Source organism: Pseudomonas sp. SW-3 (assembly GCF_016615645.1).
GTDB lineage: Bacteria > Pseudomonadota > Gammaproteobacteria > Pseudomonadales > Pseudomonadaceae > Aquipseudomonas > Aquipseudomonas mandelii.
Window position 1 is genome coordinate 3,823,583 of record NZ_CP067098.1, and the last position, 12,020, is coordinate 3,835,602.

General features: G+C 60.6%; 11 protein-coding genes. 7 read left to right on the forward strand and 4 right to left on the reverse strand.

What is annotated here, in order from left to right; translation table 11 throughout:
- Nucleotides 1–4 precede the first annotated feature (4 nt).
- Nucleotides 5–493: a Bkd operon transcriptional regulator BkdR gene (bkdR, locus tag JIO00_RS17030; protein ID WP_200666371.1), complete on the reverse strand. Its 489-nt coding sequence runs from the start codon at nucleotides 491–493 to the stop codon at nucleotides 5–7.
- A gap of 185 nt (nucleotides 494–678) precedes the next feature.
- Between bkdR and JIO00_RS17035 the strand changes: the two genes are divergently transcribed.
- The 5 genes from JIO00_RS17035 (at nucleotide 679) to JIO00_RS17055 (ending at nucleotide 6,900) form a co-directional block, all read left to right on the forward strand.
- The gene (locus JIO00_RS17035; protein ID WP_010455169.1) at nucleotides 679–1,914 is read left to right on the forward strand and encodes a 3-methyl-2-oxobutanoate dehydrogenase (2-methylpropanoyl-transferring) subunit alpha; all 1,236 of its coding nucleotides are present in this window, start codon (nucleotides 679–681) and stop codon (nucleotides 1,912–1,914) included.
- 1 nt (nucleotide 1,915) lies between these two features.
- On the forward strand, nucleotides 1,916–2,974 hold the full coding sequence (locus JIO00_RS17040; RefSeq protein ID WP_010455171.1) for an alpha-ketoacid dehydrogenase subunit beta: 1,059 nt from the start codon (nucleotides 1,916–1,918) through the stop codon (nucleotides 2,972–2,974).
- On the forward strand, nucleotides 2,975–4,252 hold the full coding sequence (locus tag JIO00_RS17045; RefSeq protein WP_083376505.1) for a dihydrolipoamide acetyltransferase family protein: 1,278 nt from the start codon (nucleotides 2,975–2,977) through the stop codon (nucleotides 4,250–4,252).
- Nucleotides 4,253–4,255: 3 nt separating this feature from the next.
- Complete coding sequence (gene lpdA / locus JIO00_RS17050; protein WP_169858255.1) at nucleotides 4,256–5,638, forward strand: dihydrolipoyl dehydrogenase; 1,383 nt, start codon at nucleotides 4,256–4,258, stop codon at nucleotides 5,636–5,638.
- A gap of 242 nt (nucleotides 5,639–5,880) precedes the next feature.
- On the forward strand, nucleotides 5,881–6,900 hold the full coding sequence (locus JIO00_RS17055; RefSeq protein WP_010455177.1) for a branched-chain amino acid aminotransferase: 1,020 nt from the start codon (nucleotides 5,881–5,883) through the stop codon (nucleotides 6,898–6,900).
- A gap of 56 nt (nucleotides 6,901–6,956) precedes the next feature.
- Here the strand turns inward: JIO00_RS17055 and JIO00_RS17060 are convergent, their stop codons facing one another.
- From JIO00_RS17060 to JIO00_RS17070, 3 genes are all read right to left on the reverse strand, one after another.
- Nucleotides 6,957–7,790, reverse strand: a complete 834-nt coding sequence (locus JIO00_RS17060; protein WP_200666373.1) for a TIGR03915 family putative DNA repair protein — start codon at nucleotides 7,788–7,790, stop codon at nucleotides 6,957–6,959.
- Complete coding sequence (locus JIO00_RS17065; RefSeq protein ID WP_077749306.1) at nucleotides 7,787–9,007, reverse strand: putative DNA modification/repair radical SAM protein; 1,221 nt, start codon at nucleotides 9,005–9,007, stop codon at nucleotides 7,787–7,789. The genes JIO00_RS17060 and JIO00_RS17065 overlap by 4 nt, the downstream gene beginning before the upstream one ends.
- 80 nt (nucleotides 9,008–9,087) lie before the next feature.
- Nucleotides 9,088–9,843 (reverse strand): ArsR/SmtB family transcription factor, encoded by a 756-nt coding sequence (locus JIO00_RS17070; protein ID WP_200666375.1) that lies wholly within the window; start codon nucleotides 9,841–9,843, stop codon nucleotides 9,088–9,090.
- An 82-nt stretch (nucleotides 9,844–9,925) separates the two neighbouring features.
- Here JIO00_RS17070 and JIO00_RS17075 point away from each other — a divergent pair, with 82 nt between their 5' ends.
- Together JIO00_RS17075 and JIO00_RS17080 are read left to right on the forward strand one after the other, a co-directional pair.
- Nucleotides 9,926–11,050 carry a cytochrome P450 gene (locus JIO00_RS17075; protein WP_154501134.1) on the forward strand — a complete coding sequence of 375 codons (1,125 nt, stop codon included), beginning with the start codon at nucleotides 9,926–9,928 and terminating at the stop codon, nucleotides 11,048–11,050.
- A gap of 209 nt (nucleotides 11,051–11,259) precedes the next feature.
- The gene (locus JIO00_RS17080) at nucleotides 11,260–12,003 is read left to right on the forward strand and encodes an SDR family NAD(P)-dependent oxidoreductase (protein ID WP_154501135.1); all 744 of its coding nucleotides are present in this window, start codon (nucleotides 11,260–11,262) and stop codon (nucleotides 12,001–12,003) included.
- Nucleotides 12,004–12,020: the final 17 nt, after the last annotated feature.

Genomic DNA, 12,020 nt, shown 5'->3' on the forward strand with positions numbered 1-12,020 from the left:
CACTCTAGGCCCCCAAGGTCAGGCCGTTGGCGGGCAACGGCAGTGCGGTTTTATAGCGCACTTGCTTGAGCGCAAAGCTTGAACGGATGTTGGCCACACCAGGCACTTTGGTCAGGAAGTCCATCATGAAGCGTTCCAGCGACTGAATGGTCGGCACCAGCACCCGGATCAGATAGTCCGGGTCCCCTGCCATCAAGTAGCATTCCATCACTTCCGGGCGATCCGAAATCGCTTCTTCAAAATGATGCAACGCCTCTTCCACCTGTTTCTCCAGGCTGACATGAATAAACACGTTCACGTGCAAACCCAACAAGTCGGCGTCCAGCAGCGTCACTTGCTCGCGAATCAGCCCTAATTCTTCCATCGCCTTGACCCGGTTGAAGCACGGCGTTGGCGACAGGTTCACCGAGCGTGCGAGGTCGGCGTTGGTGATACGGGCGTTCTCCTGAAGGCTGTTCAAAATGCCGATATCGGTACGGTCCAGTTTGCGCATGAGACAAAACCACCTGTTTTTTATGTTTATGCAGGTTTTTTATCCTCAAATGATCTCCCGCGCAACGAAACAGAGATAAATATTCTTCTGCGCCGGGCCTATGATTGTTGTAGGACAAGATTTCTTTTATCGAAGAATGACGGTCAGCTCACTACAAGAAATTCACAAGATCGAGCGTAGAAGCCATGAACCAAGCGTATGAACCGCTGCACCTGCACGTTCCCGAACCATCGGGCCGTCCTGGCTGCAAAACCGACTTCTCCTACCTGCGTCTGACCGACGCCGGCACGGTGCGCAAACCCCCAATCGACGTTGAACCCGCCGACACCGCCGACCTGGCCAAAGGCCTGATTCGCGTGCTCGACGACCAGGGTAATGCCCTCGGTCCATGGGCTGAAGGCGTACCGGTCGAGATCCTGCGAAAAGGCATGCGCGCCATGCTTAAGACGCGCATCTACGACAACCGCATGGTGGTCGCCCAGCGTCAGAAAAAAATGTCGTTCTACATGCAGAGCCTTGGCGAAGAAGCCATCGGCAGCGGCCAGGCCTTGGCGCTGAACGTCGATGACATGTGCTTCCCGACCTACCGCCAGCAAAGCATCCTGATGGCACGCGATGTACCGCTGGTAGACCTGATCTGCCAACTGCTGTCCAACGAGCGCGATCCGCTCAAGGGCCGTCAGTTGCCGATCATGTATTCGGTCAAGGACTATGGCTTCTTCACCATTTCCGGCAACCTCGCCACCCAATTCGTACAAGGTGTGGGCTGGGGCATGGCCTCGGCGATCAAGGGCGACACCAAAATCGCCTCGGCGTGGATTGGCGATGGCGCCACCGCTGAATCCGACTTCCACACCGCCCTCACCTTTGCCCACGTTTACCGTGCGCCAGTGATCCTCAACGTGGTCAACAACCAGTGGGCGATCTCGACGTTCCAGGCGATTGCCGGTGGTGAAGCCACTACGTTCGCCGGTCGTGGCGTGGGTTGCGGCATTGCCTCCCTGCGGGTCGACGGCAACGATTTCGTCGCGGTCTACGCCGCCTCCGCCTGGGCCGCCGAACGTGCGCGCCGCAACCTCGGCCCTACGATGATCGAATGGGTCACCTACCGCGCCGGTCCGCACTCGACCTCCGATGATCCGTCCAAATACCGTCCTGCCGACGACTGGAGCTACTTCCCGCTGGGCGACCCGATTGCGCGCCTCAAGCAGCACCTGATCAAGATCGGCCACTGGTCCGAAGAGGAACACGTCGCCGTCAGCGCCGAACTGGAAGCCGAAGTGATTGCCGCCCAGAAAGAAGCCGAGCAGTACGGCACCCTGGCCGGTGGCCAGATCCCAAGCGCCGCGACCATGTTCGAAGACGTCTATAAAGAGATGCCGGAGCACTTGAAGCGCCAGCGTCAAGAGTTGGGGATCTGACATGAACGATCACAACAATAATATCGAGTTGGAAACCGCCATGACCACGACCACCATGACCATGATCCAGGCCCTGCGCTCGGCCATGGATGTGATGCTTGAGCGTGACGACAACGTCGTGGTGTTCGGCCAGGACGTTGGTTACTTCGGCGGTGTGTTCCGCTGCACCGAAGGCCTGCAGACCAAGTACGGCACCTCCCGGGTGTTCGATGCGCCGATCTCAGAAAGCGGCATTGTCGGCGTTGCCGTGGGCATGGGTGCCTACGGTCTGCGCCCGGTCGCCGAGATCCAGTTCGCCGACTACGTGTACCCGGCGTCGGACCAGATCATTTCCGAAGCCGCGCGCCTGCGCTATCGCTCGGCCGGCGAGTTCACCGCACCGATGACCCTGCGCATGCCTTGCGGCGGCGGCATCTACGGTGGCCAGACCCACAGCCAAAGTATTGAGGCGATGTTTACTCAGGTCTGCGGCTTGCGCACGGTCATGCCGTCCAACCCTTACGACGCCAAAGGCCTGCTGATCGCCTCCATCGAAAACGATGACCCGGTGATCTTCCTCGAGCCAAAACGCCTGTACAACGGCCCGTTCGACGGCCACCACGACCGCCCGGTAACCCCGTGGTCGAAACACCCGGCCGCCCAGGTCCCGGACGGTTACTACACCGTGCCGCTGGACGTTGCCGCCATCGCCCGTCCCGGCAAGGACGTGACCATCCTGACCTACGGCACCACCGTTTACGTGTCGCAAGTCGCCGCGGAAGAAACCGGGATCGACGCTGAAGTCATCGACCTGCGCAGCCTGTGGCCTCTGGACCTGGACGCCATCGTCAAATCGGTGAAGAAAACCGGCCGCTGCGTGATCGTTCACGAAGCGACCCGCACGTGCGGCTTCGGCGCCGAACTGGTCGCCCTGGTGCAAGAGCATTGCTTCCACCACCTGGAAGCGCCGATCGAACGCGTCACCGGTTGGGACACTCCCTACCCGCACGCGCAAGAGTGGGCGTATTTCCCTGGTCCGTCCCGAGTGGGCGCGGCGTTGAAACGGGTCATGGAGGTCTGAATGGGCACGCACGTTATTAAAATGCCGGACATTGGCGAAGGCATTGCAGAAGTTGAATTGTCGGTATGGCACGTCAAGGTTGGCGACATGGTCGTCGAAGATCAGGTGCTCGCCGATGTCATGACCGACAAGGCGATGGTCGACATCCCGTCTCCGGTGCACGGCAAGGTGATTGCGCTGGGCGGACAGCCAGGCGAAGTCATGGCGGTGGGCAGCATCCTGATCAGCATTGAAGTCGAAGGCGCGGGCAACGTTAAAGAGTCGGCTCAGCCGGCAGCCCCTGCGGTGAAAGAAGCGCCGGTTGCGACGCCGAAAGTTGAGCCCGTGGTCGCAAGCAAACCGGTCGTTGCAGCAGCGCCCCGAGCCGCCGTTTGCCAAGGCCCGATGGTCGCTCGCGAAGCCGACGAACGCCCGCTGGCCTCCCCGGCCGTGCGCAAGCATGCGCTGGACCTCGGCATCCAGTTGCGTCTGGTCCGTGGCACCGGCCCTGCCGGTCGCGTGTTGCACGAAGACCTCGACGCCTATCTGGCCCAGGGGCAGCAGCCGCAATCGACCGTGGCCGCCGCTTACGCCCAGCGTAATGACGAAGAGCAAATCCAGGTCATCGGCATGCGCCGCAAGATCGCCCAGCGCATGCAGGATGCCACTCAGCGTGCCGCTCACTTCAGTTATGTCGAAGAAATCGACGTCACCGCCGTTGAAGAACTGCGCGCGCACCTGAACGAAAAACACGGGGCGACCCGAGGCAAGCTGACATTGCTGCCGTTCCTGGTCCGCGCCCTGGTTGTCGCCCTGCGCGACTTCCCGCAGATCAATGCCCGTTACGACGACGAAGCCCAGGTCATCACCCGCCTCGGCGCCGTCCACGTGGGCATCGCCACGCAAGCCGACATCGGCTTGATGGTGCCGGTGGTGCGTCACGCCGAAGCCCGCAGCCTGTGGGATAACGCGGCCGAAATCGCCCGTTTGGCCACGGCCGCACGTAATGGCAAGGCCAGCCGCGATGAACTGTCCGGCTCGAGCATCACCCTGACCAGCCTCGGCGCGCTGGGCGGCATCGTCAGCACGCCGGTGCTGAACCTGCCGGAAGTGGCGATCGTCGGCGTCAACAAGATCGTCGAACGCCCGATGGTGGTCAAAGGCCAAATCGTGATTCGCAAGATGATGAACCTCTCCAGCTCCTTCGATCACCGCGTGGTCGATGGCATGGACGCGGCGCAATTCATCCAGGCCATCCGTGGTTTGCTCGAACATCCCGCCACCCTGTTTGTGGAGTAAGAGATGCAGACTTTGAACACCACTCTGCTGATCATCGGCGGCGGCCCTGGCGGTTATGTGACGGCGATCCGTGCCGGCCAGTTGGGCATCTCGACCATTCTGGTGGAAGGCGAATCGTTGGGCGGTACGTGCCTGAACATCGGCTGCATTCCGTCGAAGGCGTTGATTCATGTCGCTGAACAGTTCCACCAGACGCAACACCACAGCCAGCACTCTGCGCTGGGCATCAGCGTCTCCGCGCCAACCCTCGACATCGGCAAAAGCGTCGAGTGGAAGGACGGCATCGTTGATCGCCTGACCACCGGCGTCGCGGCGCTGTTGAAAAAGAACAAAGTCCAGGTCATTCAAGGCTGGGCGAAAGTGATTGATGGCAAAACCGTGGAAGTAGGCGATACGCGAATCCAGTGCGAGCACCTGGTGCTGGCCACGGGCTCAAAAAGCGTGAACCTGCCGATGTTGCCGATTGGCGGACCGATCATCTCCTCCACCGAAGCCCTGGCCCCGACGTCCGTGCCGAAACGCCTGGTCGTGGTCGGTGGCGGTTACATCGGTCTGGAGCTCGGAATTGCCTATCGCAAACTCGGCGCTGACGTGAGCGTGGTCGAGGCGCAGGAGCGCATTCTGCCGGCCTACGATGCCGAACTGACCCAGCCGGTACACGACGAACTGAAAAAGCTCGGTGTAACGCTTTACTTGAAGCACAGCGTCCAAGGCTTTGATTCTTCTAGTAATACACTGCAAGTTTTGCAACCGGGTGGCGACACCCTGAACCTGGAAACGGATCAGGTGCTGGTGGCCGTCGGTCGCAAGCCGAATACCCAGGGCTGGAACCTTGAAGCGCTGAATCTGGACATGAATGGCTCGGCGATCAAGATCGACCACCGCTGCCAGACCAGTATGCGCAACGTGTACGCCATCGGCGACCTGAGCGGCGAACCGATGCTCGCGCACCGGGCCATGGCTCAGGGCGAGATGGTGGCCGAACTGATCAGCGGCAAATCCCGCGAGTTCAACCCGACCGCCATCGCTGCCGTGTGCTTCACCGACCCGGAACTGGTGGTGGTCGGCAAGACCCCGGACGACGTCAAGGCTGCCGGCCTGGACTGCATCGTTTCCAGTTTCCCGTTCGCGGCCAATGGCCGGGCGATGACGCTGGAATCGAAAAGCGGCTTCGTGCGCGTCGTGGCACGCCGTGACAATCATGTGATTGTTGGCTGGCAAGCGGTGGGTGTGGGCGTTTCGGAGTTGTCGACGGCGTTTGGCCAGAGCCTGGAGATGGGCGCGCGGCTGGAAGACATCGCCGGCACGATTCATGCGCATCCGACGCTGGGCGAGGCGGTGCAAGAAGCCGCGCTGCGCGCTTTGGGGCATGCACTGCACCTGTGATTCAGAACATGGATGGCGGCATAGATGACCCCATCGCCAGCAGGCCAGCGCCCACATTTGCAATGCCTTCTCCTGTGGGAGCCAGCCTGCCAGCGATTTCTTGAGGTCAACTCGATTTATCTGTCTGTCATCCGATAGTCCGGGCTGCGAAACAGGCCCGTAATGAAGTATTGTTGTCCCCATCCAGAAAAACGTCAGAAGCCTTGAACCGTTTCGGCGGTTGTTAAGTGATAGAGGGTGTCATGGGTAACGAAAGCATCAATTGGGACAAGTTGGGTTTTGACTACATCAAGACAGACAAGCGCTATCTGTCGCACTGGCGTAATGGCGAGTGGGACACAGGCACCCTGACCGAAGACAACGTGCTGCACATCAGCGAAGGCTCCACTGCCCTTCACTATGGCCAGCAATGCTTCGAGGGCCTGAAGGCTTATCGTTGCAAGGACGGTTCGATCAACCTGTTCCGCCCGGATCAGAACGCCGCCCGCATGCAACGCAGCTGCGCCCGTCTGCTGATGCCGCAGGTGTCCACCGAGCAGTTCGTCGAAGCGTGCAAGGAAGTGGTCCGCGCCAACGAGCGTTTCATCCCGCCTTACGGCACCGGCGGCGCGCTGTACCTGCGGCCGTTCGTAATCGGCGTGGGTGACAACATCGGCGTGCGTACCGCCCCCGAGTTCATCTTCTCGATTTTCTGCATTCCGGTCGGCGCTTACTTCAAAGGTGGCCTGACCCCGCACAACTTCCTGATCTCCAGCTACGACCGCGCCGCTCCACAAGGCACCGGTGCAGCCAAGGTCGGTGGCAACTACGCGGCCAGCCTGATGCCAGGTTCCCAGGCCAAGAAAGCCCACTTCGCCGACTGCATCTACCTGGACCCGATGACCCACACCAAAATCGAAGAAGTCGGCTCGGCCAACTTCTTCGGGATCACCCACGACAACAAGTTCGTCACGCCGAACTCGCCGTCGGTCCTGCCAGGCATCACCCGCCTGTCGTTGATCGAGCTGGCCAAATCGCGTTTGGGCCTGGAAGTGGTTGAAGGTGACGTGTTCATCGACAAGCTGTCCGACTTCAAGGAAGCCGGCGCTTGCGGTACCGCTGCGGTGATCACACCGATCGGCGGCATCAGCTACAACGACCATCTGCATGTGTTCCACAGCGAAACCGAAGTCGGCCCGGTCACCCAGAAGCTCTACAAAGAGCTGACCGGTGTTCAAACCGGTGACGTCGAAGCGCCAGCGGGCTGGATCGTCAAGGTTTGATCTGACGCCAGCGGCATCGAAGCCCTCCATCGCTTTGGCGATGGGGGGCTTTTTTATCAGCGCTGCCCGGCTTCTCCCCGCGCAATACGTTTACCTCCCCTGCCCTTGATTCCACTCGCCTGGCCGTCCTGTTGCTTACCCGTGCGTGCCTGGGTGATCAGTCCCGGAATCAGCGCACCTTCCGGCAGGTTTTTCCAGAACCGGGCCGGCAAATGCCCTTGCATGACTTTCGGGTTCAGGCGCGCCGGATTGAAGATGTGGCTGTAGTAGGTCAACCACATGTCGCTGTGCGGGTCGTCGACGTTTTGTGCCAGCTGCTGCCACTCAATTGGGCACTGGCGTTGGTGGATCAACTGCTCACCGTCGTAGTAGACCCCGTCCCTGGGCGTTGCAATCAACCAGCGATGCCGGCCCATGCGCCCGATAAAATGTTCACTGGCACTGTGCAGGATGTCATGGGCCGGTTCATGCCAGGCAACGTATTGCGGGCCCTCACTTCCAGGCATTGCGACGAATCGTACGAATGCATGTAAGTGATGAGATTCACGCTGTACCTGTTTGATTCTTCTATGAAATTCACTGCCTAATTTGTCTCCGGCCAGCATGGCGGTGCGGTCACCATGACTGACCCGCCACAGCACTTCGTACAACAGACTCCAGCGCTGATCCCCCCGATAACGAGCGGCGCGCTCCAGGGTGTCCAACAGCGTTCGCGGTATTCGTGCGTGAAACGGCCCCTGGGTTTGAGGTGGCGCATCGTCGCTGGCGAACAGATCGCAGACGCCTTCACTGGCCCAACTCACCCGGCTCGGGTCCACCTCATGGCTGAGCAGCCAGCGCGCCTGCTGGCGCCACGTGTCGAACAGGTCATCGCAATCGAGGCTGATCATCCCCATAACCCCATTTGTTGCGGCTGCGGCCGGTCGCGCAATTGCTGATACAACAAATGGCTGGTGACCTCGGCCTGCTGCGGGTGGTAATCGCTGGTGATGAAGAACGGTTTGGCCTTGGCCAGCACGCAACGCATCCGGGTCAGGTCTTCGTAGCGGATGCGGCGCTGACGGCGCAATTCCACCAGGCGCTCGGTGGTGCGAAGGCCAATACCGGGAATGCGTGCGATCAACGATGCCTCGGCGCGATTGAGGTCCAGGGGGAAGATCTCGCGGTTCTCCAATGCCCACGCCAGTTTCGGATCGATGTCGAGCGCCAGGTGCCCGGGCCCTTTGAACAGCTCGCCAGCGGTAAAGCCGTAGCTGCGCAACAGGAAGTCCGCCTGATACAAACGGTGCTCGCGCATCAATGGCGGCGCGGCCAGCGGCACGCTTTTCGGGCTGTTGGGGATCGGGCTGAACGCCGAGTAATAGACCCTTCGCAAACTGAAGTTGCCGTACAACGCCTGGGCGCTATGGAGAATGGTGCTGTCATCGGTGTCATCAGCACCGACGATCATCTGCGTGCTCTGCCCGGCCGGGGCAAATTTCGGTGCGCGGGGTTCGTTGAGTACGGTCTGGACACCGGTGTAGATGGTTTGCATCGCTTGCTTGATCGAGCCCAGCTGTTTCTCCGGGGCCAGGGTTTGCAGGCTGGCGTCGGTGGGCAGTTCAATGTTCACGCTCAAGCGATCGGCATAGCGCCCCGCTTCCTCGATCAGCGCCGGATCGGCTTCGGGAATGGTCTTGAGGTGGATGTAGCCTCGGAACTCGTGGTCTTCGCGCAGCAGTTTGGCCACGCGGATCAGTTGCTCCATGGTGTAGTCCGCCGAGCGAATGATCCCGGAACTGAGAAACAACCCACTGACGCAGTTGCGCCGGTAGAAATCCATAGTCAGCGTCACCACTTCTTCCGGCGTGAAGCGTGCGCGTGGCACGTCGCTGGAACGTCGATTGACGCAATACTGGCAGTCATAGAGACAGAAGTTGGTCAGCAGAACCTTCAGCAATGACACACAGCGGCCGTCCGGCGTGTAGCTGTGGCAAATGCCCATGCCGTCGGTCGAGCCCAGGCCGCTCTTGCCCTCGGAACTACGCTTGGGCGCGCCACTGCTGGCGCAAGACGCGTCGTACTTGGCGGCGTCGGCGAGAATGCTGAGCTTGTCGATGAGTTCCATGGGGCACGCCTATTACTGTGTGGATATACAGTATAGGGTCGACCTTCAAGGCACAAGTCATCAGCGAACCCTTGGTCGGGTCAGATCACATCACGCGCAGGTAGCGGTGGGCGTTGTTCGCGGATGGGTTGCACGGTTGGCTGCGCCAGCGTCAGGTCGAACTGTGCACCCAATTCCTTGCGCCCCAGCGCCGTCAACGCCAGCGCCCTGCTGTCCAGATCCTGCGTCACCCATTTGCGCTTGATCGCGGTTTGCAGCAACGCCGCCCCCAGCGAACCTCCCAAATGTGGCCGACGCATGCTCCAGTCCAGGCATGGGCACGCGAAGCGGCGACGCAAGGTGTTCAGGTCATTGACTTCAATGCCCAACCCTTCCATCAACGCCTCGCCGCTGTCGCTCAGGCGGTAAGCCTGCTCGTCAGTTTCCAGCAACCAGCCTTTTTCCAGCATCCGGTCGTGCAGCAGCACCGCCAGCGTCCCGGCCATGTGGTCATAGCAAGTGCGGGCGAATTGCAGGCGATCCGGTGTACGCGAGGTGAAAGTCGGCGCAGTGTTCTGGCCGATCACCATCAGCGCTTCCAGCGCCTGGGCTACGCGCTGGTCGGCGAGGCTGTAATAACGATGGCGACCCTGCACGTGCAAACGCAGCAGCGCCAGCTCCTTGAGCTTGGCCAGGTGAGCGCTGGCGGTGGAAGCGCTGACATCGGCAATCGCCGCCAGCTCAGTGCTGGTGCGGGCGTGGCCGTCCATCAGCGAACAGAGGATTTTCGTCCGGGCCGGTTCCGCGATGGCCGCGGCCACTTGAGAGACGCCGATGTCGTGTTGTTCAACGTTCATATTTCGCTCCCGGACGAATCAAGGCCGTTTCGAACTGGAGATAGTAGCAACACTTCTCCCACCACGAACAAGGCTGCGACCCATGGACCCGATCATCGCTGCGACTCATACCGATCCCTATCCCTATTACGCCCGGCTGCGCGCCGAGGGTGGGCTAGTGTTTCACCAAGGACTGAAATTGTGGGTGGCGAGCAGCGCCCAGGCCGTTGCGGCAGTGCTGGCGCACCGGGATTGCCATGTCCGACCGGCCGCTGAGCCGGTACCCAAAGCGATTGCCGACGGCATGGCCGGCAAGGTATTCGGGCAATTAATGCGGATGAATGAGGGCGAGCGCCAGCGTTGCCCGAGGTCAGCGATTGAGCCGGGGTTGGCGCTGATTGATGTGGACGAGGTCAACGCACTGGTGAGCGCGCGGTTGATCACGCCGGATGCCGACGGGTTGTATAACGCCATGTTCCGAGGGCCGGTTTGCGTGGTGGCGGCGCTGTTGGGGTTTTCACCGGCTCAGGGCCGGGCGATCAGTGAGCTGACGGCGGATTTCGTGGCGTGTCTGTCGCCGCTCAGTGATCCGCTGCAATTGGAGACTGCCCACGCTGCCGCTGAGAAATTAAGGGGGCATTTCGTTGAATTGCTGGATGATTCGGGCAATAAAAGCTCACTGCTCAGCGGGATTCGGACGCGTTGCGCGGGTGATCCTGAAATGTTGATTGCCAATCTGATCGGGCTGTTTTCCCAGACGTATGAAGCCACCGCCGGACTGATCGGCAACGCAATGTTGGCGTTGATTAAAAACCTGTCGCTGCTACGCGACTCGACACCCGTTGACGACTTGATCGCCGAAGTTCAGCGCTTCGACCCTTCGGTGCAGAACACCCGCCGGTTTGTCGCAGCACCGTGCGAAATCGAGGGTGTAAGTCTCAATGCCGGCGATGTGGTTCTGGTGCTGCTGGCTTCGGCCAATCGAGACCCCCAACTCAATGAGAGTCCCGACGCATTCATTCTGGATCGCCCGCAGCGGCGCAGTTTTACGTTTGGTGCGGGGCGGCATCAATGTCCCGGGCAACTGCTGGCGTTGGGGATTGCCAGTGCCACGTTGAGCGAAATTCTGCTGCATCCCCCTGCACTGGATCGATTGGCCTGGAAGTACCGGCCTTCGCTGAACGGGCGTATTCCAGTCTTTAGCGAGTATTCCCCGTCGCCGCAATGAAGGTCATCGCCACCAAGTGTCATATTGACTACAGAGCAGTCGTTACGACTACTTTTCAATGGAGTCAAAGTAACAACAGAGCCTCCATAACCCGCGTCCTGCCTGACATCCCGGACTGGCCCGTTTTTTGATCACACGTTTACGCTTTCGATCAACCAACGATCGCCCCCCTAAAAGACAGGCTGGATTATCAGGAAGAGGATTACTGCATGCTCAACGAATTTCACAATCGCGTGGCCGTCGTTACTGGCGCGAGTTCCGGCATCGGCCTGGCTGTTACCGAACAGCTATTGGAGCAAGGCGCTCGCGTATTGGCGATGTCACGCCAGATAGGTGGCCTGGGCGAACTGGCGGAACGCTACAAGGACCAACTCGCCTGGGTGGCCGGAGATATCACCCGCCAAGAGGACCTCGCCCGGCTGGGCACTCGCGCCGAAGCCTTGGGGCCAGTGGATTTCGTGGTGCCCAATGCCGGCATTGCGCAACTGGCCGATGGCCTGGATGTAGCCGCCTTCGACCGACAGTGGGCGGTCAACGGCGCCGGTGCGCTGAACACCTTGGCCTGCCTGCGCAGCCACCTTGCGGCAACCACGTCGGTGGTGTTCATTGGCACGTTCCTGGCCAACGTGACCTTTCCTGGTCTGGCCGCCTACATCGCCTCGAAAGCAGCGCTGATGGCGCACGTCCGGACCCTGGCCGTAGAATTGGCGCCTCACGGCATCCGTATCAACACCGTATCGCCAGGCCCTACGGCTACCCCGATCTGGTCGACGCTTGGCTTGAAGCCTGCGGAACTGGGCGATGTCGCCAACTCGGTGAACCAGCGGCTGCTCGACGGAGAGTTTCTAAAACCGGGTGCCGTGGCAGACGTCATCCTGTTCCAATTGAGCCGTGGCGCACGTAGCGTGTACGGCCAGGATTGGGTGGTCGACAGCGGGTACACCCTGCGCTAGACCCGCATTTGTCTGCG